This is a genomic window from Streptomyces sp. NPDC005408 (assembly GCF_040606445.1).
In the GTDB taxonomy this organism is placed as follows: domain Bacteria; phylum Actinomycetota; class Actinomycetes; order Streptomycetales; family Streptomycetaceae; genus Streptomyces.
This window is the reverse complement of sequence record NZ_JBEXEX010000031.1, coordinates 25,357-46,345: the sequence shown is the minus strand read 5'-3', so window position 1 is coordinate 46,345 and position 20,989 is coordinate 25,357. Positions and strand designations below refer to the sequence as shown.

23 protein-coding genes and 1 riboswitch are annotated in these 20,989 nt (G+C 70.1%); of the genes, 9 read left to right on the top strand and 14 right to left on the bottom strand.

The genetic code is table 11. From position 1 onward, the window contains the following. The first annotated feature begins 154 nt into the window (after positions 1-154). Positions 155-412, top strand: coding sequence for a (2Fe-2S)-binding protein (locus ABZS64_RS25715; protein ID WP_355834120.1), 258 nt, complete (start codon positions 155-157; stop codon positions 410-412). 28 nt (positions 413-440) lie between these two features. Here ABZS64_RS25715 and bfr read toward each other — a convergent pair whose 3' ends face one another. After that, positions 441-920 (bottom strand): bacterioferritin, encoded by a 480-nt coding sequence (gene bfr, locus ABZS64_RS25710; protein WP_355834117.1) that lies wholly within the window; start codon positions 918-920, stop codon positions 441-443. Between the two features lie 155 nt (positions 921-1,075). On the opposite strand from bfr, the gene ABZS64_RS25705 reads away from it, so the two are divergent. After that, on the top strand, positions 1,076-1,708 hold the full coding sequence (locus ABZS64_RS25705; RefSeq protein WP_355834114.1) for a sulfite oxidase-like oxidoreductase: 633 nt from the start codon (positions 1,076-1,078) through the stop codon (positions 1,706-1,708). A gap of 17 nt (positions 1,709-1,725) precedes the next feature. On the opposite strand, the gene ABZS64_RS25700 is transcribed toward ABZS64_RS25705, so the two are convergent. The 6 genes from ABZS64_RS25700 to thiO form a co-directional block, all read right to left on the bottom strand. Beyond that, complete coding sequence (locus ABZS64_RS25700; protein ID WP_355834112.1) at positions 1,726-2,268, bottom strand: DUF4396 domain-containing protein; 543 nt, start codon at positions 2,266-2,268, stop codon at positions 1,726-1,728. A gap of 81 nt (positions 2,269-2,349) precedes the next feature. After that, positions 2,350-3,198, bottom strand: coding sequence for a deoxyribonuclease IV (locus tag ABZS64_RS25695; RefSeq protein ID WP_355834110.1), 849 nt, complete (start codon positions 3,196-3,198; stop codon positions 2,350-2,352). 5 nt (positions 3,199-3,203) lie between these two features. Then, positions 3,204-5,150 (bottom strand): Stk1 family PASTA domain-containing Ser/Thr kinase, encoded by a 1,947-nt coding sequence (pknB, locus tag ABZS64_RS25690; RefSeq protein ID WP_355834107.1) that lies wholly within the window; start codon positions 5,148-5,150, stop codon positions 3,204-3,206. 165 nt (positions 5,151-5,315) lie between these two features. After that, positions 5,316-6,110 (bottom strand): thiazole synthase, encoded by a 795-nt coding sequence (locus tag ABZS64_RS25685; RefSeq protein ID WP_355834105.1) that lies wholly within the window; start codon positions 6,108-6,110, stop codon positions 5,316-5,318. Positions 6,111-6,116: 6 nt separating this feature from the next. Continuing rightward, positions 6,117-6,317: a sulfur carrier protein ThiS gene (thiS, locus tag ABZS64_RS25680; RefSeq protein ID WP_355834102.1), complete on the bottom strand. Its 201-nt coding sequence runs from the start codon at positions 6,315-6,317 to the stop codon at positions 6,117-6,119. Beyond that, positions 6,314-7,486, bottom strand: coding sequence for a glycine oxidase ThiO (gene thiO / locus ABZS64_RS25675; protein ID WP_355834099.1), 1,173 nt, complete (start codon positions 7,484-7,486; stop codon positions 6,314-6,316). The genes thiS and thiO overlap by 4 nt, the downstream gene beginning before the upstream one ends. Further along, positions 7,484-7,596, bottom strand: a riboswitch (TPP riboswitch). Its footprint overlaps the gene before it by 3 nt. Positions 7,597-7,647: 51 nt before the next feature. Between thiO and ABZS64_RS25670 the strand changes: the two genes are divergently transcribed. The 6 genes from ABZS64_RS25670 to ABZS64_RS25645 all read left to right on the top strand — a co-directional run bounded on the left by ABZS64_RS25670 (position 7,648) and on the right by ABZS64_RS25645 (position 12,320). Further along, on the top strand, positions 7,648-7,989 hold the full coding sequence (locus tag ABZS64_RS25670) for a hypothetical protein (protein WP_355834096.1): 342 nt from the start codon (positions 7,648-7,650) through the stop codon (positions 7,987-7,989). Between the two features lie 115 nt (positions 7,990-8,104). Next, complete coding sequence (locus tag ABZS64_RS25665; RefSeq protein ID WP_355834230.1) at positions 8,105-9,283, top strand: FAD-dependent oxidoreductase; 1,179 nt, start codon at positions 8,105-8,107, stop codon at positions 9,281-9,283. Between the two features lie 52 nt (positions 9,284-9,335). Then, positions 9,336-9,701 (top strand): Rv2175c family DNA-binding protein, encoded by a 366-nt coding sequence (locus ABZS64_RS25660; protein ID WP_355834093.1) that lies wholly within the window; start codon positions 9,336-9,338, stop codon positions 9,699-9,701. A gap of 80 nt (positions 9,702-9,781) precedes the next feature. Then, positions 9,782-10,432: a thiamine phosphate synthase gene (thiE, locus tag ABZS64_RS25655; RefSeq protein ID WP_355834090.1), complete on the top strand. Its 651-nt coding sequence runs from the start codon at positions 9,782-9,784 to the stop codon at positions 10,430-10,432. Between the two features lie 76 nt (positions 10,433-10,508). Next, the gene (gene metF / locus ABZS64_RS25650) at positions 10,509-11,426 is read left to right on the top strand and encodes a methylenetetrahydrofolate reductase [NAD(P)H] (RefSeq protein ID WP_355834087.1); all 918 of its coding nucleotides are present in this window, start codon (positions 10,509-10,511) and stop codon (positions 11,424-11,426) included. Between the two features lie 51 nt (positions 11,427-11,477). Then, a complete protein-coding gene (locus ABZS64_RS25645; RefSeq protein WP_355834084.1) occupies positions 11,478-12,320 on the top strand; it encodes a hypothetical protein in 843 nt (280 codons plus the stop codon). A gap of 24 nt (positions 12,321-12,344) precedes the next feature. Here the strand turns inward: ABZS64_RS25645 and ABZS64_RS25640 are convergent, their stop codons facing one another. From ABZS64_RS25640 to ABZS64_RS25610, 7 genes are all read right to left on the bottom strand, one after another. Then, the gene (locus ABZS64_RS25640) at positions 12,345-13,817 is read right to left on the bottom strand and encodes an NAD(P)/FAD-dependent oxidoreductase (protein ID WP_355834227.1); all 1,473 of its coding nucleotides are present in this window, start codon (positions 13,815-13,817) and stop codon (positions 12,345-12,347) included. A 112-nt stretch (positions 13,818-13,929) separates the two neighbouring features. Next, the gene (locus ABZS64_RS25635) at positions 13,930-14,547 is read right to left on the bottom strand and encodes a DUF4126 domain-containing protein (RefSeq protein WP_355834081.1); all 618 of its coding nucleotides are present in this window, start codon (positions 14,545-14,547) and stop codon (positions 13,930-13,932) included. Between the two features lie 311 nt (positions 14,548-14,858). Beyond that, positions 14,859-15,488: a helix-turn-helix domain-containing protein gene (locus ABZS64_RS25630; RefSeq protein WP_355834078.1), complete on the bottom strand. Its 630-nt coding sequence runs from the start codon at positions 15,486-15,488 to the stop codon at positions 14,859-14,861. 29 nt (positions 15,489-15,517) lie between these two features. Then, positions 15,518-17,605: a YhgE/Pip domain-containing protein gene (locus ABZS64_RS25625; protein WP_355834075.1), complete on the bottom strand. Its 2,088-nt coding sequence runs from the start codon at positions 17,603-17,605 to the stop codon at positions 15,518-15,520. Further along, a complete protein-coding gene (locus tag ABZS64_RS25620; RefSeq protein ID WP_355834072.1) occupies positions 17,577-18,311 on the bottom strand; it encodes an ATP-binding cassette domain-containing protein in 735 nt (244 codons plus the stop codon). Before ABZS64_RS25620 ends, ABZS64_RS25625 begins: the two co-directional genes overlap by 29 nt. Before the next feature lie 114 nt (positions 18,312-18,425). After that, a complete protein-coding gene (locus ABZS64_RS25615; RefSeq protein ID WP_355834069.1) occupies positions 18,426-19,388 on the bottom strand; it encodes an MASE1 domain-containing protein in 963 nt (320 codons plus the stop codon). A gap of 62 nt (positions 19,389-19,450) precedes the next feature. Further along, positions 19,451-20,281: a PP2C family protein-serine/threonine phosphatase gene (locus ABZS64_RS25610; protein ID WP_355834066.1), complete on the bottom strand. Its 831-nt coding sequence runs from the start codon at positions 20,279-20,281 to the stop codon at positions 19,451-19,453. A 163-nt stretch (positions 20,282-20,444) separates the two neighbouring features. Between ABZS64_RS25610 and ABZS64_RS25605 the strand changes: the two genes are divergently transcribed. Then, positions 20,445-20,984, top strand: coding sequence for an SAV_6107 family HEPN domain-containing protein (locus ABZS64_RS25605; RefSeq protein ID WP_355834063.1), 540 nt, complete (start codon positions 20,445-20,447; stop codon positions 20,982-20,984). The last annotated feature ends 5 nt before the right edge of the window (positions 20,985-20,989 follow it).

Sequence of the window (20,989 nt, the reverse complement as noted above, 5' to 3'; positions counted from 1 at the left end):
GGATCAACAACGGTGGGGCGCGGATCGATGTGATCCGGGCCCCACCGTCATATCCGGGGCTTTTGCGAACCCGGCCCGACGGGTAAGGTTAGGTTAGCCTCACCGATCATCGGGAAGGGCGCCACCTATCGATCCCGCCGGGGAGGTGAACCGCGTGTACGTCTGCTCATGTTTCGGCATCACCGAGAAGCAGGTGAAGGAGCACGCGGACGCCGGTGCCTGCACGCCCCGCCAGATAGCGTCGGTCTCCAAGGCGGGCACCGACTGTGGATCCTGTGTCCGCAGTATCCAGGGGATTCTCGGCCGCGGCGCCTGCCCCCGCCGGGAACTGCTGGAGCAGGGCAACGGCGCCGCCGTACTGGCAGCCGACCCCGACCCGAACTCTCGGACCGAGCTCAGCGAAGCGGCCTAGCCATTCGGCGAAGCGGCCAGGCCCGCGCCTAGCTCTCCGGCTGCTCGATCAGCTGTGCGATGTACAGCGCCTCACCGAGCTTCTCCACCAGCTCCAGCTGGGTGTCGAGATAGTCGATGTGGTGCTCCTCGTCCTCCAGGATCGACTCGAAGATGTTCGCGGACGTGATGTCGCCCTTGGTGCGCATCACCTCGATACCGCGCTTGAGGCGGTCGATCGCCTCCACCTCCACCTGCCGGTCGGCCTGGAACATCTCGGTGACCGTCTGACCGACGCGCACATGGAACAGCCGCTGGTAGTTCGGCAGGCCGTCGAGGAAGAGAATGCGGTCGGTCAGTACCTCCGCATGCTTCATCTCGTCGAACGACTCGGACCGGGTGTACTTGGCGAGCTTCGTCCAGCCGAAGTTCTCCTGCATCTTCGCGTGCAGGAAGTACTGGTTGATCGCGGTCAATTCGGCGGTCAGCTGCTCATTGAGGAACTCGATGACCTCGGGGTCGCCCTGCATCGCAGAGGCTCCTTCCGCGCGTGTGACTGGGGCAGGTGCGCGCATCCTCGCACCGAGGCAGGGGGGCGTCCAGTAAGTGCATGCTTAGTACGAGTTGCCCGAATCCGGCCAGACCTGGTCATGACCACCCCTCCCGGTCTGTCACCATTGAAGGCATGGGTCAGCCGGAGAGCCGGGAATACCGCGCATCAGAGGAGTCCGAGCTTCCGCCGGGGCAGCGACTGCAGCGTGGCTGGCCGGTCACTCACTACGGGCCCGTACCCAAATTCAAGCCGGACCGCTGGGAGTTCAGGGTTTTCGGCGCCACCGCGGACGGCGACAAACGGTGCTGGACCCACGAGGAGTTCTCGGCGCTGCCCTTCTCGACGGTCGTCGCCGATCTGCACTGCGTGACGAAGTTCAGCATGCTGGGGGCCGAATGGGGCGGTGTGCCCGCCCGGACGATCGTGGACCTCGCCCCGCCGGCCGCGAACGTCACCCATGTCATGGTCTGGGCCGAGTACGGATTCAGCGCCAATCTGCGGCTCTCCGACTTCGTCTCGGACCGCACGATCTTCGCGACCCACAAGGACGGTGAGCTGCTCACCGCCGAGCACGGCTTTCCGCTGCGGCTTGTCGTGCCGCATCTGTACGCCTGGAAGGGGCCCAAATGGGTCCGGGGCGTGGAGTACATGACCGCCGACCGCCGAGGCTTCTGGGAGGAGCGCGGCTACCACAATCTCGGCGATCCATGGCGCGAGCAGCGCTACTCGTACCAGGAAGAGCCCGGGGACGGCCCCGAGCTCTGATCCTGGTTCTCGGTAGTTCAGTGGTGGTACTGGTGGACCACCGCGTGGCCCTTGCCGCGGCCGATCATCCACTTGTTCACGGGTGTGGTGAGCACGAACGCGATGACGAGCGAGACGGTCAGAGCGCCCCAGAAGAGCAGGTCCGAGAGATGTGCGTCCATGGCGTTCGGCCAGAGCACGATCACGCCGTTGTCGATCAGCTCCATCACGGCGATGGAGAGCGTGTCGGCGGCGAGGGCGACCTTGAAGGCGGTCCTGAAGTCGACTCCGGCCTTGAGGACGCCGCGCAGCGTGAGTGAGTAGCCGAAGAAGAAGGCCAGGACGATCGCGAGGATCATCGTCGGCACGTTTCCCCAGCCCAGCGCGGTGCCGATGACCATGCCGAGCACCTCGCCGATGGCGCAGCCGGTGAGGCAGTGGAGGGTGGCCTGGGCGGCGGTCGACCAGCTGACCGTGCCGTGACTCTCGTGAGTGTGCCCGTGGTGCGACTCGTGCGTGTGCTGCGCCTCGTGGGCCTGGTGCTCGTGCTCGGTGTGAGTGTCGTGCGGTTCGTGCTGCATGAGGCCCCCAACGTCAGGTAGCGGTTCCTGCCGACAGCAAGAACCGTATACCCCCCAGGGGTATTCCTCAATGAAGTTCTCTCAGCGGAGTTTCTTCAGCCGCGCCACATCCGCCGCGTGCCCCTCCTTGCCGCCGGGAGTCTCGATGATCAGCGGTACGCCCTCGGTCGCCGGATGCCGCATCAGCTCCCTGAACGGCTCCTCGCCGATATGACCTGCGCCGATGTTCTCGTGACGGTCCTTGTGGGCGCCCGCCACATCCTTGGAGTCATTGGCGTGGATCAGCTTGAGCCGCCCCTCGCCGACCGTTCCCACCAGCAGATGCAGGGTCTTCGTCATCCCGTCCGGGCCCGACAGATCGTGTCCCGCCGCGAATATGTGGCAGGTGTCCAGGCACACGCCCAGCTTGGGGTGGGCGTCCAGCGCCTCGAAGTACGGTCCGAAGTCCCAGGTGCGCGAGCAGAGCGAGAAGCCCTGGCCCGCCGTCGACTCCAGCAGGAGGAACGGGTCGTCGTCGTGCGTCAGTTCGTCGAGCAGCGGCAGCATCAGCTCCCGTACCTGCGCCAGCGCCACCTCGCGGGGGCGGCCGCCGGTCGCCGAGCCGGTGTGTACGACCACACCCAGCGCGCCGATCTCACGGCCCCGGCGCAGCGAGTGCCGCAGCGACTCCACGGACTTCTCCGCGGTCGCCTCGGTGTGCGAGCCGAAGTTGATCAGATACGGGGCGTGGACGTACGCCGAGATTCCTTCGGCCGCGCACTCGGCGCGGAACTGCTCGTCCTGCGCCGGATTTCCGGCGGGCGTCGCCCAGCCGCGCGGATTGGCGACGAAGACCTGGACGGTCTCCGCCTCCAGCTCACGGGCGTACGCGAGACCGGTGGTGGCGAGGCCGCCGGCCACGGGGACATGGCCGCCGACGGGGTTGCGCATGAGAACTACAGTCCCTTGGTCTTGATGGTGATCGTACTGCCCTCGGGGGCCTGCTCGCCCGCCGCGACGGACTGGCTCTCCACGGTGTCGCCGAGGAACGGGAAGCTCTTGTCGACCTTGACCTCGAAGCCCGCGGCCTCCAGCTTGCTCGTGGCCTCGTCGACCTTCTTGCCGACGACATCCGGAACGTCGAGCATGCGCGGGCCTTTGGACACCGTCAGCGTGATGGTGTCGCCCCGGGCCAGCTGGGTGCCCTCGGCCGCGGACTGCGCGGCGACGGAGCCCGCCTCCTCCGAAGAGTTGATCTGCTGGGAGGCGATCTTGACCTTGAAGCCCTTGCCCTCCAGCTCGCTGGTGGCGTCGTCCACCGACGCACCGGTCACGCCCGGGACGTCGATCGGCGCGCCCTGGCTGACGACGATGGCGACCGCGGAGTCGGGGCTGCGGCGGGTCCCGGAAGCCGGGTCCGTGCTGATCACGGCCCCCTGCTCGACCTCCTCGCTGAAGGCCTTGGTGACCACACCGGGTGCCAGACCGGCCTTTTCCAGCTCGCGCTCGGCCTGCGCGAGCGGCTTGTTCTTGACGTCGGGGACGCGGACGATCTCCGGGCCGCGCGAGACGATGATCGTCACCGAGCCGTTGCCGCGGATGCGCGCATTGGTCGCGGGGTCGGTGTTGATGACTGTGCCGCGCTTGACCGTCTCGCTGAAGTCGTACCGGACCTTCTTCACATCGAGTCCGGCGCTGTTCAGCTCCTGCCGGGCGTCCTTCTCGCTCTTGCCGATGAGGGCCGGAACCCGGGTGAACTGCCCGGAGCTGATGTACCAGACGCCCGCGCCCACGCCGAGCACGAGCAGCACCGCGACCAGGGCGGCGAGGACGCCGCGCCGCGGCACGCCACGGCGGCCGGTCTGCCGCGACTGATGGGGCGGCTCCGGCGGCGGCATCGTCAGCCGGGCGGTGTGGTTGACCCCGGGCTCCTCACGGGGCAGCACCCGGGGAATCACGCTCGTGGCGTCCTCCGAGGCGGACGGGGCCTCGGGTGCCTGGGTGTCCGGGGCCGCGTCCGCCACGATCGCCTGCGGCGGCACCAGGTCCAGCTGCTCGTCACTGAGCCCGGCCCGGGCCTCGCGAACCTGTGCCAGCAGCGCCACCGCGTCGTACGGGCGGACCTCGGGATTGCGGGCCGTGGCGCTCGCGACCAGCTCGTCGAACTCGACGGCGAGCCCCGGCACCAGCGCGGAGGGCGCCGGAATGTCCTCGTTCAGATGGTGGAACAGGACCTGGGCGGGGGTGTCCCCGGAGTGCGGCTTTGAGCCGGTCAGCATCTCGTAGAGGACGACCCCGCAGGCGTACACGTCGGCGCGGGTGTCTGCCGTGCCGTACTCGATCTGCTCCGGAGCGAGATACGAGACCGTGCCCAGCACGGTGCCGGTGGTGTTGGTGACCGAGCCGACCGCGCGTACGAGACCGAAGTCGGCGACCTTGACCCTGCCGTCGTCTCCTATCAGCACGTTCTCCGGCTTCATGTCCCGGTGGACGAACCCGGCCCGGTGGGCCGCGCCGAGCGCGGCCAGCACGGGCTCCATGATGTCGAGCGCGGCCCGCGGCTGAAGGGCCCCGCGCTCGCGCAGTACGTCGCGGAGTGTGCAGCCCGCGACGTACTCCATGGCCAGATAGACGTACGCACCCTCGGCGCCCTGGTCGAAGACCCCGACCACATTGGGGTGGGCGAGGCGCGCCACGGACTTGGCCTCGCGGATGAAGCGCTCCACGAACGAGGCGTCGGTGGCGAGGGCGGGGTGCATCACCTTGAGCGCGAGCACCCGGTCGAGTCGGGTGTCGACGGCCCGGTAGACCGTGGCCATACCGCCGACTGCGATGCGTGCGTCGACGCGGTAGCGGCCGTCGAGCACCTGCCCGACGAGGGGGTCCTTGAGGGTCGTATCCACGCGGGAGATTCTACGAGTCATGACCGACAGGCCCGACGCACCGGGGTGGGACCGGAGCCGTACTGCAGCCGAGCTGTGACAGCCCGGGCCTTCCGGGGGCGCTGCCCCCGGACCCCAGCACCTCAAACGCCGGCGGGGCTTGATTTTCCCCACCCCGCGCAGCGGTCAGAACGCCGGGCGTTCCGGGTCCAGCGCCGCCCGGCCCTCGTGCGGGGAGGACGCTTCCGCGAAGTGCCGGCGCGGAATGCGTCCCGCCCGCCGCGCCAAGCGTCCCGCCTCCACCGCGTGCCGCATCGCCTCCGCCATCAGCACCGGCTCCTGCGCCCGCGTGACCGCCGACGCCAGCATCACCGCCCCGCAGCCCAGCTCCATCGCGAGTGCGGCGTCGGACGCCGTACCCGCCCCGGCGTCCAAAATGACCGGCACGCGCGCGTGCTCGACGATCAGCTGGAAGTTGTGGGGGTTGCGAATGCCCAGGCCGGAGCCGATCGGTGAGCCCAGCGGCATGATCGCCGCGCAGCCCACGTCCTCCAGCTTCCGGGCGAGCACGGGGTCGTCATTGGTGTACGGCAGCACGGTGAAGCCGTCGTCGACCAGTGTCTCGGCCGCCTCCAGCAGCTCGATCGGATCGGGCAGCAGCGTCCGCTCGTCCGCGACGACTTCGAGCTTGATCCAGTCCGTGCCGAGCGCCTCACGCGCGAGGCGGGCGGTCAGGACGGCCTCTCCGGCCGTGAAGCAGCCCGCCGTATTGGGCAGGACGCGGATGTTCAGCTTCTCCAGGACGGACAGCACGGAGCCCTGAACGGTGGGGTCGAGGCGGCGCATCGCGACCGTCGTGAGTTCGGTGCCGCTCGCGACGAGGGAGCGTTCGAGGATGTCGAGGCTGGGCGCCCCGCCCGTACCCATGATCAGCCGGGAGTTGAACGTGGTGTCGCCGATGGTGAGACGGTCGTCTGCCATGGCTGCTCAGCCTCCCTGCACGGCGGTGAGGACTTCGACCCGGTCGCCGTCGCCGAGGACCGTGCCGGACCACTGACTGCGTGGCACGACCGCCTCGTTGAGGGCGGCGGCGACCCCGGACGGAGCGGCGCTGAGGTCGGCGACCAGGCTGTCCAGGGTCGTTCCGGTGGCGAGTTCACGCGTCTCGCCGTTGACGGAGACGTTCATACGGGCTGCTCCAGACGTACGGGAGAGAAACGGCGCGGGGTGAAGGCGCGTGCCTCGTCCGGCAGCGCGCCGCTGACCAGCAGTTCGGCCATCACATCGCCGGTGACGGGGGTCAGCAGCACCCCGTTGCGGTAGTGGCCGGTGGCCAGATGCAGACCGGGCAGGGCACTCGGGCCCAGCAGCGGCGCATTGTCGGGAGAGCCGGGGCGCAGCCCCGCGCGGGTCTCGGTGAGCGGAAGCTCGGTGATGCCGGGCACCAGTTCGTGCGCGTCGCGCAGCAGCTCGTAGACCCCGCCGGCGGTGACCGTTCTGTCCCAGCCGAGCTCCTCGCTCGTCGCTCCGACGACCAGCTCGCCGTTCTCGCGCGGCACCAGATAGACATCGCTGCCGCGCACGACCGCCCGCACGGTCCGGGAGAGGAAGGGTGCGTACGCGGGCGGCACGGTCAGCCGCAGGACCTGGCCCTTCACCGGCCGTACCGGAGGCAGCACATCCGCCGGTACGCCGCCGAGCCTGCCGCTCAGACTGCCGCCCGCCAGGACGACCTGGTCCGCCGTGAGCTCCTCGCCGTCCGTCAGCACGGCTCCGGCCGCCCGGTCCCGTACCACCGAAAGCCGCTCGGCCCAGCCGCGGTGGAAGATCACCCCGGCGCGTTCGCAGGCCTTCACCAGCGCCCCTGCCAGCCGCCGGGGATCGACCTGGTGGTCGCCGTCCACCCGCAGACCCCCGCGTACGCCGGGCGCCAGCATCGGCTCGAGTCGCCTGCATTCGCGCCCGCTCAGCCACTCCGACTCCAGGCCGGACCGGCGTTGCAGGGCATGCAGTTCACGCAGGTGCGCCCGGTCGTCGGCGTCGAGCGCGACGGCGAGCGTGCCGCACGCGCGGTAGCCCACCGACTGCCCGCTCGCCTCCTCCAGCTCGGCGACGAAGTCCGGATAGCGGCGTGCGGATTCGAGATTGAGACCGAGGAGTGTCTGCTCGCCGTAGTGCAGCTCGGTGACGGCGGCGAGCATGCCCGCGGCGACCTGTGCGGCCCCGCCGCCCGGCTCGGGATCGGCGAGCGCGACCCGCAGTCCGCGCTGCGCCGCGCGCCAGGCCGTGACCAGGCCGATGATTCCGCCCCCGATGACGAGGACGTCTGAAGTGCGCGTTTCGGAAATACGCGACATGGGCGTCCAGCCCCTCCCTTCGCCGGCATGACCCGGATCAGGTTCGTACGGTCGGAGGCCGTCCAGCCTCCCTCTCAGCCCGGTGCGTCCGGGCTCCCGCGAGTGCCTTACGGTGGCCACCCTAACCCCCGCCCTCAACTCGCAGTAAGGGAGCCGACGCTGTGGCACGGTCGCTCGACGGTCTTGTCCTCTCGCCGGTCGCCGACCAGGCTCCGGGCCAGGTGGGCACCCGCACCCGCTTCACGTACCACGAGCGGGACGGCCGGATCTGGGCCGATTACGAGGGTGGCGACGTGGTGCGCGGCCATCTCGTGGGGACGCGGGAGGGTGACCGCCTCGACTTCCGCTACGTACAGCTGAAGACGGACGGCGGGACGTCGTCCGGGCACTGTGTCTCCGCCGTGGTCGAGCTGGAGGACGGACGGCTGCGCCTGGAGGAGAGCTGGGAGTGGGAGTCCCAGGAGGGCAGCGGGACGAGCGTTGTCGAGGAACTGGTTTCCTGACGGGCCGTCAGATGCGTAAGGTTGACGGGTGAGCGATCAGCAGAACCCCGAGCAGCAGCCGGCGCACGCAGCGAAGACGCACGACGCACGGCGCGTGGTCGTCGTCGGCGCGGGAATGGCCGGAGTGCAGACCGCCGTGGCCCTGCGCGAGCAGGGCTTCACCGGACCGGTCACCCTGATCGGCGCCGAGCCCCACCAGCCGTACGACAGACCGCCGCTCTCCAAGGCGATCCTGCTCGGCAAGGCAGAGGGCTCGGCCTTCGAGGTCGACTTCGAGGCGCTCGCCATCGAGCTGCGGCTGGGCTGCGAAGTGCTCGGCGTACGCTCCGATGCCCATGAGCTGGACACCGAGGCGGGAGCCTTCCCGTACGACGTCCTGGTCATCGCCAGCGGCGCCGAGCCGATCACGCTGCCGGGCACCGAGGGTGTGCCCGGAGTCCATCTGCTGCGCACCCTCGACGACGCCGCACGGCTGCGCCCCGTCATCGCCCAGCAGCACGACATGGTGGTCGTCGGCGCGGGCTGGATCGGCGCGGAATTCGCCACGGCCGCCCGCGAGGCAGGCTGCGCGGTCACCGTCGTCGAGGCGGCCGACCGCCCCCTCGCGGGCGCCCTGCCCGCCGAGGTCGCCGCCCCGATGACCGACTGGTACGCGGAGTACGGCACCGAACTGATCACCCACGCGCGCGTGGCCGCCATCGAACCCGGCAGGGTGATCCTCGCGGACGGCCGTGAGCTCGCGGCCGGAGCCGTGGTCGTCGGCATCGGCGCACGCCCCGCCACGGGCTGGCTGGCCGGTTCCGGCATCGCGCTCGGCCCGGACGGCGCAATCACCGCCGACGAGCATCTGCGCACCTCTCTGCCCGATGTGTACGCGGTCGGCGACTGCGCCTCCTTCCCGTCCGGCCGCTACGGCCGGCGGCTGCTCGTGCACCACTGGGACAACGCCCTGCAGGGGCCACGCACGGTGGCCGCCAATGTGATCGCGAGCGGCCTCGGGCAGCCGCCGCAGGTCTACGACCCTGTGCCGTACTTCTGGTCCGAACAGTTCGGCCGCTTCGTGCAGTACGCGGGTCACCATTCCGCCGCCGACACGATGGTGTGGCGCGGCGATCCGGCGGGCGCCGCCTGGACGGTGCTCTGGCTGCGCGAGGGCTCCCTGGTCGCCCTTCTCGCCGTCGGCAGGGCCCGCGACCTGATGCAAGGGCGCAAGCTCATCCTGTCCGGCGCACGGCTGGATCCGGACCTCGCCGCGGACCCCTCCGTGCCTCTGAAAGCGGCGGCTGTGGCGTAGTCCTGCCAGGGTCCGGCTACCGACTGTCAGTCCGGGATGGCAGGCTTGTCCTGTGACCGAGATTGACGCAAAGATCGATGCTCTCGTCCCCGCCTGGCTCCACCTTCCCGACATCGCGGAAATGCTCGATGTCGAGGTGACACGCGTACGGCAGCTGGTCAAGGAAGGCCAGCTGATCGCCGTGCGCCGTGGTGAGAACCGGGCGCTTCAGGTGCCTGCCGCCTTCATCGACGGCAACAAGGTGGTCAAGGGTCTCGCCGGGACCCTGACGCTCCTGAGGGACGACGGCTTCACCGACGAAGAGATGCTGGAGTGGCTCTTCACTCCCGACGCGACCCTGCCGGGCACGCCCGCGCAGGCGCTCAGCGAGAATCGCGGCACGGAGGTGAAGCGCCGGGCCCAGGCGCTCGCCGTCTGACAAGACACCACCACGCGGTGTGCGGGAGGCGGCCGAGCGCCGCCGCCCGCACACCGCCGACCCAACGGGGGGATACACCCATGTCCACGGCTCGTGAGCTGCTGTCCGACGCCCGGCTCTATCTCTGCACGGACGCCCGGAAGAAGCAGGGCGACCTCGCCGCCTTCCTCGACGCCGTGCTCTCCTCCGGAGTCGACATCGTGCAGCTGCGCGACAAGGGCATGGAGGCGGTCGAAGAGCTGGAGCACCTCCAGGTCTTCGCCGACGCCTGCCGCAGGCACGGCAAGCTGCTCGCCGTCAACGACCGCGCGGACGTCGCCCACGCCATCGGCTCCGACGTGCTGCATCTGGGACAGGGCGACCTGCCGGTCCTGGCCGCCCGCGCGATCCTCGGCGAGGACGTCCTGATCGGCCGCTCCACACACGCCGAGTCCGAGGTGGCCGCGGCCGCCGTCGAACCGGGCGTGGACTACTTCTGCACCGGACCCTGCTGGCCCACCCCCACCAAGCCCGGGCGGTACGCCCCCGGACTCGGCCTTGTGCGCTATGCGGCGGGCCTGCAGACGGACCGGCCGTGGTTCGCGATCGGCGGTATCGACGCGGGCAATCTGGACGAGGTGCTGGAGGCGGGCGCCCGCAGGATCGTCGTCGTACGCGCGATCACCGAGGCCGACGATCCGGCAGCGGCCACCGCGGATCTCACCAAGCGGATACGGGCCTACGGGCAGTAGGCCGATTCATGAGGGTTCGGTGTCCGATGGGTGGACTCCGGTTGGGGGACCCGGGGGCCCTGGTTAACCTGCGAGTATGGCCCTCGGTACAGCTTCGACCCGGACGGATCGCGCACGGACTGTGCGCGACCTGCTCGCCACCGGTAAAACGTCCTACTCTTTCGAGTTCTGGGCGCCCAAGACCGAGAAGGGCGAGCGGAACCTCTGGAACGCGCTGCGCAGGGTCGAGGCGGTCGCACCGAACTTCGTCTCCGTGACCTATGGCGCCGGCGGATCCACGCGCGCCGGGACCGTCAAGGCGACCGAGCAGATCGCCGCCGACACCACCCTGACCCCCGTCGCGCACCTCACCGCGGTCAACCACTCCATCGCCGAGCTGCGCAACATGATCGGCCAGTACGCCGACGCGGGGATCCGCAACATCCTCGCGGTCCGGGGCGACCCGCCCGGCGACCCGATGGGCGACTGGGTCAAGCACCCCGAGGGCGTGCAGTACGCCGCCGAGCTCGTCCAGCTGATCAAGGAGTCGGGAGACTTCTGCGTCGGCGTCGCGGCCTTCCCCGAGATGCATCCGCGCTCGCAGGACTGGGACACCGACACCCGCCACTTCGTCGACAAGTGCCGGGCAGGCGCGGACTACGCGATCACACAGATGTTCTTCCAGCCCGAGGACTATCTGCGGCTGCGCGACCGGGTCGAGGCCGCGGACTGCCGGACGCCGATCATTCCGGAGATCATGCCGGTCACCAGCGTCAAGCAGCTGGAGAGGTTTGCACAGCTCAGCAATGCCACGTTCCCGGCGGACCTGAAAGAGAGGATCCTCACCGTCAAGGACGATCCGGCCGCTGTACGCTCCATTGGCATCGAGTACGCGACGGAGTTCTGTGCACGGCTGCTCTCCGAGGGAGTCCCCGGACTGCACTTCATTACGCTCAACAACTCCACGGCGACGCTCGAAATCTACGAGAATCTCGGACTGCACGAGCAGTCGTGATCGGTCGCACCCGCCCCGACCCGGGGCGGCGGCCGAAGGAGAGGGGCGGGCATGGGCTGGACGGTCCTCTATATCGCGTTCGGCATTGTCGCGCTGTGGCTGCTCGGTGAGGTGCTGCTGCAGTACAAGGCGCGGCTGCGCTGGCGGTTGCTCGCCTTCGTCGGATTCCTCGGTGTGGTCTTCGGTGTACTGCTGCCCTCGGTGGTGGTGATCGCGGTCGGCGCCATCGCCTTCGCGGTCGGACAGACGTATGTCACGCTCTCCTTCCGCCGCGGCTTCTCCACCGGCTGGGCGCTCGGCGGCAGCCCGGGCGAGAGCCGCCGCCGCAAGTCCGGCCCCGGGCCGGGCGCGACGCCGCGCGAGCCCACGCTGGAGGTCTCCGACCTCGCTTACGAGGACGCGGACCCGTCGCCCGAGCCTGAGCCCGTCTACGAGCCGCAGCCACTCCCGGACGACACCGGGCAGTACGGCGTGTACAGCGAAGCGGCCTATGCCGCGCAGCAGCAGGAGCAGCAGCAGAGCCAGTACGCCCAGTACGGCGGCCAGTACGACAGCTACTACTCCGGCTACGACCAGCAGCAGCCGACGGGCCAGGAGGCCTACGCCGGGCAGTACGACTACGGGACCGGGCAGCAGCAGTACGCCGCGTACTCCGATCCGTATGTCGGCGGGCAGCAGTACAACGCGTACGAGAGCTACGACAACTACGGCGGCCAGCAGCAGTACGCCGACCCGTACGCGCAGCCTCAGTACAGCGAGACGCCTGCGGGCGGTTTGTGGGTCCCGCAGCAGCGCGAGGGCGATCAGCAGGTGCCGCCGATGCCGCAGGAGCAGCCCTCGCAGTACGACTACGGCTACGACACCGGGTACAACGAGCAGCAGTACCGCTACTGACCCGCCGTCACCCCGGCCGGGTCCTCACTGGGAGCCGCGGAAGTCCGCGCCCTCCACGATCAGACCGGCGACCAGCGCCCCTGACATGCCCGCGTGCGCGAGCCCGCCGCCGGGGTGTGCGCGGCCGCCCACCAGATACAGACCGGGCAGCCGGGTGCTGTTCGCCGGGTGCAGATACCGTCCGCCGCCGCCCGCCAGCGCGGGCCCGGCCAGCGCTCCCGTCTCGGCGGGCGTGAGGGTCTCGTGCCACAGCACGCGTTCCCGTATCTGCGGAACGGCAGCAGCCGCGGCTTCGATCAGCACATCGGCGTACCGCTCGCGCAGCGCCGGGTCCGTCCAGTCGACCTGGCCGCCGTGCCCGCTGACCGTGGCGGACAGGGTGACCGCCTCGTGCCCGTCGTCCGGAGTGGTCCGGGGATCACCGGGCCGCTGCACGGTGACGGTGGGGCGCGCGTCCGTCCGCCCGCCGAAGACCGCCGCCGCTTCCGCCGCTGCGTCGGGGGAGTGCACCACGGTGCGGTGGACGACCTCTGCGGGGCGCGTCCCGCGCAGGGCGAGCAGCACGGTGAACCGGCCCGGCAACTGCCCCTCGGCAGAGCCCCCCTGGGGCTTGACGTCTCCGTCCCGCCACAGCTCCTGCCCGACGAGATCCGCCGCCTCCACGCCCGCCACCACATGATCCGCCTCGGCGACCGCGCCCCGGGCCAGCTCGACCCCGGCGGCCCTGCCGTCCTTGTCGAGGATCCCGGTCACCTCGGACCCGAAGGCGAACTCCACCTTCCGGGCAAGGCAGCGCTCGTACACCGCGCGGGCCAGTTCGCGCATCCCGCCCTCGACATACCAACTGCCGAACGTCTGCTCCATGTAGGGCAACAGGGCGGCGCTCGCCGGGGCGTGCCGTGGATCCAGGCCGTAGGCCAGCGCGTAGGCATCGAGCAGGGCCGCCAGCCTCGGGTCGGCCAGCTCCCAGGCACCGACCTCCGAGACCGTGGAGGCCTGCCGGGCGCGCAGCAGCCTGCGGTGCCGCAGCGCGGGATAGGGATCGCGTCCCAGCACCTGCCAGTCGGCCCGCAGGGGCTCCTCGAGCAACGGCCGCCTCGTGCGCTCCCAGGCGTCCCGCGCCCGCCCCAGGAACTCGCCCCACCGCTCACCCGCGCCCGAGCCGAGCGCCGCGTCCAGTGCCGAGACGATTCCGGCCCGGGAGGCGTTCGGCAGGGAGACCGTCGTGCCGTCCGCGAAGATGTGACGGCTCGACGGGTCCACCTGAACCAGCCCGACGCACTGCTCCAGCGGCTCCTTGCCGGTCTTGACGAACAAGTCCCGCCAGACGGCGGGCAGATGCAGCAGACCGGGACCGGTGTCGAAGGCGAAACCCTCGCGCTCGAAACGGCCCACCGCGCCGCCGTACGTCTCCGAGCGCTCGTACACCGTCACCCGGTGGCCTGCCACGGCCAGCCGGGCGGCAGCCGCCATGGCGCCCATCCCGGCGCCGATCACCGCAATCCGTCCCATGTCGGCGACCCTATCGGCCGCCACTGACAACCGATCCGGGTGGCCCGGTCACCCCGATCGCGTGCGCCGCCCGGGCACCCCGGTTCCGACGGCCCGGTCACCACGGCGGTCTGTCGACCCCTGCCGCCGCCAGCCGTTTCTCCTCGCGCCGCTGGGCCTTGCGCCGCCAGAACCGGCGGATCCGCGAGGCCAGGAAGACCAGTATCACTATCCCCAGCACGAGCAGCGTTCCGGCGATGACCGCGGCCGCCAGCGGATGGAATATCGCGAACGTGATGATCCCGGCGACGCCCAGATCCTCCGCCGTGCTCATCGCGATATTGCTGAACGGCTCGGGCGAGGTGTTGATCGCCATCCGCGTGCCGGCCTTGACCAGATGGCTCATCAGCGCGGTCGAACCGCCGACGGCGCCCGCCGCGAGCTCCGGCAGCGAGCCGCTGTCCCCGGCCAGCAGCGCGGCCACGACCGCGCCCGCCACCGGCCGGATCACGGTGTGCACGGTGTCCCATATCGAGTCGACGTACGGGACCTTGTCCGCCACCGCCTCGCAGAGGAAGAGCACCCCGGCGACGATCAGGACATCGGTGCGCTGAAGCGATTCGGGCACCTCGTCGGTGAGCCCGGTCGCGCCGAAGACGCCGAGGAGCAGGACCACCGCATACGCGTTGATCCCGCTGGCCCAGCCGCTGGTGAAGACGAGAGGGAGTACGGACACGGACGCGATCGTAACCAGCTGCCGATCGGCTCGGGTGGGGATGAGTGCGCAGGGCTGAGTATCCGTACCTAGTACGTGAGATGAGTACGCGCGCGGATGAGGTCCCACCTGCGCAGACGGAAGAGTGGAGACCACGGAGGGGGCGCGGCGCCGGCACCGCCGACACGGGGCGGCGGAACGGCGCAGCTCCCCTGACGGAACGGGGGAGTACGGGGGTACGGGGACCGTGGGGGGAACACCGCCGGTCCGGCGGGGCTCGGGGGGATCGAGCCTCGCCGGACCGGCACTTTTGTGTCTCCCGCAGGGATCGTTCAGCGCCCGCTGACGCGGCCGTGCAACAGCCGTGACAGGGCCGAGTGCACATCGTCTATCGACCGCTCGGGCTGGAACGCCTGCCAGTCGAGCGCCGCCACCAGCACCATCCCGACCAGCGCGGCCGCGGTCAGCGGAATGTCGATCTCCTCGCTCAACTCGCCGTTCTCGACGGCTTCTCGCAGCACTGTCTCGACGACTGCGACCGCCTGCTGGCGTACGACGAGAAGCGTCGACTGCCAGGCCCGGTTGGTGCGCCACAGTTCGGCGACGTACAGCTGGGTGAAGGCCGGATAGCGGTCGATGAAGACCAGACCGGCCCTGATCATCGCGTCCAGCGCCTCGACCTTGGTGCCGCCGCGCTCCGCCGTCTCGTCGGCGGCGGACTGGAGCGAGGCGGTGAGCAGGCCGACGCCGAACCGCAACAGTTCCTCGAAGAGCTCGGTCTTGCTTTTGAAGTTGTAGTAGACCGTGCCCTTGGCGACCCCGGCGCGTTCGGCGATCTCGTCCACCGTGGTGGCGGAGAAGCCCTGCTCGGCGATGAGTGTCACCGCGGCCTCGTAGAGCTTTGCCCGGGTCGCCCGGCGTCTTGTGCTGGTGCTGTCCTTGGCGTCCATGGCGTCGTCCATGGAATCGATTCTCACAGGTCCGCCCGCTCTCACAGACTCAGCTCGGGGTGCAGCCGGTCGAGCGTCCACACCTGCTTGCGCCGGGCGGAGACGGCGGTCAGTGCGATCGCACCCGCGGTGAAGGCGATCAGCACCGCGTACGCCTGCCAGACCGGGCCGAGTCCGCCGCCGGTGATGAGCCTGCGCAGCGCGTCGACGACGTAACTCATCGGGAGGAAGGGGTGGATGGCGTTGAAGAACGCCGGGCTGGTCTGGACGGGGTAGGTGCCGCCGGCCGAGGTCAGCTGGAGCATCAGTACGGCGAGGACCAGGATGCGGCCCGCGGCCCCGAAGCGGGCGTTCAGCCACTGGATGATCGCGGCGAAGCAGCAGGTGACGAGGGCGAGGAAGCCGACGGTCCCGGCCGCGTACGCCATCTTCAGGCCGAGGCCCCAATGCAGTACGGACATCAGTGCCGCGACCTGCGCCAGACCGATCGCGGCGACGGGCAGCCAGCCGGCCAGGGCGATCCGCCAGGCGGAGGCACCCGCGGCGAGGGCGCGCCGGTTCAGCGGCTGGATGATCATGTACGCGACCATCGCGCCCACCCAGAGGGAGAGCGGGATGAAGTACGGGGCAAAGCCGGTGCCGTAGTTGGGCGCCTTGTGGAGCGACTGGTTGGCCAGCTGCACCGGGTCGGCCATCACCTCGGTGCGGCGGTCGCGGTCGTTCTTGTCGTAGTCGGGGATCTTGCCGACGCCGTCGTTGAGTCCGCCTGCCAGCTCGGTCGAACCGTCGGCCAGCTTGAACATGCCGCCGTCCAGCTTGCCCGCGCCCTTCTTGAGCTTGCCGACTCCGGTGTCGAGGTCGGTGGAGCCCGACTCGGCGCCGCTCAGCCCGGTGTGCACTCTGTCCGCGCCCTGAGCGACCTTCCTGGCGCCCGAGTTGAGCTCATTGATCTTGCGGACGGACGACTCCAGGTCCTCGTCGAGCCGCGGTGACCGTTTGGCCAGGTCGTTGGCCTTCTTCTGCAGATCGGCGAGGTGGCCGTCCAGCTTCTTCAGATCGCCGTTGTTGTCCTTCACCAGGGTGTTGACGTCGTCGGCGATCTTGGCGACATCGGCGGCCGTGACCTTGGCCCGCTTGAGGGCGGGGCAGGCGGTCGGGTCCGGCAGTAGTGCGTCCTCGCAATGCGTCTTGTAGATGCTGCTCAGCTCGTCGGCCGACTTGTGCGCGAGGACCGCGGAGCCGGGTGCCGTCTTCACGAGGATGTCGAGGTTGTGGCGTACCGCCTGGGAGGAGTCGGCGACCAGGCGGGCCGTGTCACCGATCGCCTTGCCGTTGTCCTTGAGGTACGGGCGTACCTCGGCGGCGACCCCGTTGACCTTGTCGGCGAGCGCCTGGGTGCCGTTGGAGACCTGCTTGGAGCCGGTCTCGAGATCGCCCGCGCCCTTGGTCAGCTTGGCCAGGCCGCCGGCCAGCTTCCCGCTGCCGTCCTTGGCGTCCTTCAGCCCGTCCGCGAGGTCCTTGGAGCCCTTCTTCGCCTTGCCGATGCCGCCCTTGAGCTGGTCGGCGCCCTTCGCGGCCTTCTCGGTGGCGTCATGGATGCCGGAGAAGGAGATGAAGATCCGGTCGAGGAAGGAGCGGGATGCGTTGACCGAAGCGGCGGTGCGGACCTCGGAGAAGACCGTCCGGGATATCTGCCCGACGATGTAGTTGTTGGCGTCGTTCGTACGGACCTGAAGGGCGCCGGTCTCGGGCGAGCCGCCGGAGCTGGAGGCGATACGCGCGCTGAAGTCCTCGGGCATCGTCAGCGAGAGGTAGTACGCGCCGTCTTCGACGCCCTTGCGGGCCTCGGCCCCGCTCACCTCGTGCCATTCGAAGACCTTGCTCTCGCGCAGGCCCTTGGTGATCTCGTCGCCCGCGGCGATCTTCTTGCCGGCGGCGGTGGCTCCCTTGTCGTCGTTGACGAGCGCGACGGGGATCTTGTCGAGCTGTCCGTACGGATCCCAGAAGGACCACAGGTACAGCGCGCCGTACAGCAGCGGCAGCAGCAGGACCGCGACAAGCGCGGCGCGCGGCAGCTTCCCCCTGCCGAACCGCTTCAGCTCAAGCGCGGCCAGCTTCGGCGAGCGCATCGGCCGCCCCCTCCTCGTTCGTACGGATGATGATCGTGTTCTCGGGGGCCTGGCTGCACACGGCGAGCACGGTCGTGCCCGCATCGGCGACGGAGCGCAGCAGCTTCCAGGCCTCGGCCCGGTCGGTGTCGGAGAGCTTGAGGTCGGTGTCGTCCACGGCGAGCAGACGGGGCCGTCCGATCAGTGCGAGGGCGACGGACAGGCGCAGTGCCTCAAGTCGCTCCAGATCGCGTACGGCGGTGCGCTCCTCCTTGGGGAGGGCCGCCAGATCGAGTCCGGCCGCCTCAAGGGCCTTGTCGATACGGCTCCGGGCCTCGGCCGTGCGCTCTGCCCGCGGCCGCAGCAGGGCGCGCAGTGAGCTGTCGAACCGGCGCTGCAGCAGGGCCCGTTCGCGCAGATGCTCGGCGACGGTCAGCGCCGGGTCGAGTTCGCTGACACCCGGCACCGGACCGAGCGCGCTGATCCGGCGTACGGCGGCCATCTTGCGCGGCAGCGCCAGGCCGCCGACCTCGGCGCGGCCCTCGGCGGGGCGCATGCGGCCGGTGAGCGCGAGCAGCAGGCAGGTGCGACCCGAGCCGGACGGGCCCTCGATCGCGATCAGCGAGCCGGGTTCCGCCTCGATGTTCACCGAGCGGAACGCCCAGCCGCGTGGGCCCTTGAGCCCGAAGCCCTCGGCGGTCACGGCCACCCCGTGCGGTCTGTCCACGTACCCTCCCCTATTTTTGAACTGACCAGTCAGTGCAAAAACTACCCCCGAAACCATGATCGAAGCAAAACCGGTCGCCGGACAGCCGGTCGGAGGGGCAGCAAGGGAAGGGGGTCAGAGATCGGGATCCGGCCCCTCGCGGGGATCCATACGGGCCACCAGATCGGCGAGCCGTGCGCAGACCCGCTTGATCTCCTCGTAGGTCTCGTTCCGCTGGGTGATGACCGCGGCGAGCAGCAGGGCCATCAGCGCCGTGGCGCCGTTGAAGGCCTGCAGCGTGACCATGTTGGAGAACAGGTCGTGACCGGCGAACGGGCCGACCTCCCTGGCAGCGGCGAGGATTGCCAGCGTCGACACCCCCAGCGCGCACGGCGCCGCACCGGCCAGCTGGAAGCGGAACGCGGCCCAGATCAGGAAGGGGAACGAGAGGAAGAGCAGAGCCGAACTGCTGGTGGTCGTCGCCAGAAGCGTCGCCAGGAGTGTGCCCACCAGCAGCGCCGCCGCCTCGATCCAGCGGCCCACCCCGGCATTCCGCGGCCACCGTGCCCTGCGCAGGACGAGGAGGAACGGAGTGACCACGAGGACTCCCATCGCGTCACCCGTCCACCACACCGACCACGTGGGCCAGAACTCACTCGCGTCCAGCGCACCGGCAAGCACCAGAACACTGCTGCCCACGGTCGAGCTGATCAGCATTCCGGCCAGGGCGCCGAGGAAAACCAGCGCGAGAACGGCCTGGAGCCGGTCCAGTTCGTCGCGGAACCCCGCCCGGCGCAGCAGCATGTACGCGCAGACGGGGGCCAGCGTGTTGCCGGCGGCGATGGCCAGCACGGCGGGAAAGGTAGGGCCGAGGGAGACATTGACCAGGAAGGCGCCGAGCGCGATGCCCGGCCAGATCCGCAGTCCGAGGATGAGCAGACCGGCCAGGGCCACGCCGGTCGGTGGCCACAGCGGTGTGACCTGACCGCGTACCAGCTGCTGAAGAAGCCCGAGCCGGGCGGACCCGTAGTAGAGAGCGGCGACAGCGAGGATCTGCAGGGCAGGAGGCCCGTAGCGGCTGATCTCCGCATTGCGCACCACAGCAGTCTGCCCTCCCCCTGGGCCTGCGGCGACTCGGACTCAGGCGGCGCAACGGCCGGCTACCCGGGCTCGGGCGGGCCGTCGTAGCGAACGACGAGGACGGCGGCATCGTCACGGTGGCCGGTCCTGTCGGCCACTTTGACGACGGCGGAGGCCAGCACGTCGGGGTCGGCGTCGAATCCCGCGCGCGCCAGCCGGGCCACCTCGGCCAGACCGGCCTCGATGGGGTAGTTCGGGCCCTCCACGACGCCGTCGGTGAGCAGGACGAGTACCCCTGCCTCCGTCAGCCGGCGGTGGGTCACCGGATAGTGCTCGCCCGGCACGATGCCCAGGGGCGGGCCTCCGCTGTCGAGGGCCGTGCCGTAGCCGCCGCCGGCCGTGGCCCAGACCATGGGGACATGGCCCGCCCTGGACACGGTCAGATCGTGGCTGACCAGGTCGAAGCGCAGGAAGCAGCAGGTTGCGAAGAGGCCGCATCCCATCGAGATCAGCAGGTCGTTGGCGCGGCTCAGTACCTCTTTGGGGTCGCTCGTCGCCTCGGCGATGGCGCGCAGACTGGTGCGTACCTGCCCCATGAACGCGATGGCCTCGACGTCATGGCCCTGCACATCGCCGATCGCGAGCCCGAGCGACCCGTCCGTCATCACGAAGGCGTCGTACCAGTCGCCGCCCACGTCGAGGCCGTCCCGTGAGGGTGCGTACCTCGCGGCCAAATGCAGGCCGGGCAGCTCCGGCAGTGCGGGCGGCAGCATATGGCGCTGCAGGGCCATGGCCAGCTCGACCCGGGCCCGCTGGAGCTTGATCCGCTCCAGGGCCTGGTCGACGAGTCGCCCGAGGGTGATCAGGAGTTGCTGCCCACTGTCGGGCGGGTCGGTGCGATGTCCGCGCATGATCGCTCCGGGGGATCCCGCGTACTCCTCAGCTCACCATAGCCGTCACCACCGCTCACCACCCCTACAGGGAAAGCGGCAGGTCAGGGCCGATTGTCAGTGGTGCCCCTCACGATGGACACATACGGCCACAGTGCCGTCACACGACGACAGGAGGTTCGTCATGGCCAGCTCCTACGCAGCAGCCGCACACCGGCGCCGCGCCACCGGCCCTGCCCCCTCACTGACCGGACCGGCGAACGACATGCACCCCGTCCTGCGGCGGGCCTCGGCACCGCCCGCCGCCCTCGACCTGCTCGCCCAGGCCCGTACGGGACTGGACGAGGCCACCACTCTCGAAACGCCGAACGAGCGGTATGCCACGGCCCATCTGGCCGCCCTGCGGACCGCGGCCGCGGTCCTCGCCGCCCGCGGCCGGCCCGAGACCAGCGCCCGCCGTCGGCAGCGGATCCGAAGCGCCTGGGAAGTCCTGCCCGAAATAGCGCCCGAACTGACCGAGTGGAGCGCCCTGTTCGCCTCGGGCGCCCGGCGCAGGGCGCGCGCGGAGGCGGGCATACAGGGAGCGGCGAGCACGCGTGACGCCGACGACCTGCTGCGCGACGCGGCCATGTTTCTGCGCCTGGTCGAGCGGATGCTGGTGCTCCAGCCCGTGCTGCCGCAGCCGAGGACGGAGCAGCCGGAGACGGGGGGCGCCGCGGGGTGAGACAG

Bases quoted from the DNA above. Each gene is read 5' to 3' on its own strand.
- ABZS64_RS25605 (WP_355834063.1), top strand. From the start codon at position 20,445: ATGGCCAGCTCCTACGCAGCAGCCGCACACCGGCGCCGCGCCACCGGC.
- metF (WP_355834087.1), top strand. From the start codon at position 10,509: ATGGCCCTCGGTACAGCTTCGACCCGGACGGATCGCGCACGGACTGTG.
- ABZS64_RS25700 (WP_355834112.1), bottom strand. From the start codon at position 2,268: ATGCAGCACGAACCGCACGACACTCACACCGAGCACGAGCACCAGGCC.
- bfr (WP_355834117.1), bottom strand. From the start codon at position 920: ATGCAGGGCGACCCCGAGGTCATCGAGTTCCTCAATGAGCAGCTGACC.
- ABZS64_RS25705 (WP_355834114.1), top strand. From the start codon at position 1,076: ATGGGTCAGCCGGAGAGCCGGGAATACCGCGCATCAGAGGAGTCCGAG.
- ABZS64_RS25625 (WP_355834075.1), bottom strand. From the start codon at position 17,605: ATGCGCTCGCCGAAGCTGGCCGCGCTTGAGCTGAAGCGGTTCGGCAGG.
- ABZS64_RS25695 (WP_355834110.1), bottom strand. From the start codon at position 3,198: ATGCGCAACCCCGTCGGCGGCCATGTCCCCGTGGCCGGCGGCCTCGCC.
- ABZS64_RS25645 (WP_355834084.1), top strand. From the start codon at position 11,478: ATGGGCTGGACGGTCCTCTATATCGCGTTCGGCATTGTCGCGCTGTGG.
- ABZS64_RS25685 (WP_355834105.1), bottom strand. From the start codon at position 6,110: ATGGCAGACGACCGTCTCACCATCGGCGACACCACGTTCAACTCCCGG.
- ABZS64_RS25665 (WP_355834230.1), top strand. From the start codon at position 8,105: ATGGCCGGAGTGCAGACCGCCGTGGCCCTGCGCGAGCAGGGCTTCACC.
- thiS (WP_355834102.1), bottom strand. From the start codon at position 6,317: ATGAACGTCTCCGTCAACGGCGAGACGCGTGAACTCGCCACCGGAACG.
- ABZS64_RS25630 (WP_355834078.1), bottom strand. From the start codon at position 15,488: ATGGACGACGCCATGGACGCCAAGGACAGCACCAGCACAAGACGCCGG.
- thiO (WP_355834099.1), bottom strand. From the start codon at position 7,486: ATGTCGCGTATTTCCGAAACGCGCACTTCAGACGTCCTCGTCATCGGG.
- thiE (WP_355834090.1), top strand. From the start codon at position 9,782: ATGTCCACGGCTCGTGAGCTGCTGTCCGACGCCCGGCTCTATCTCTGC.
- ABZS64_RS25610 (WP_355834066.1), bottom strand. From the start codon at position 20,281: ATGCGCGGACATCGCACCGACCCGCCCGACAGTGGGCAGCAACTCCTG.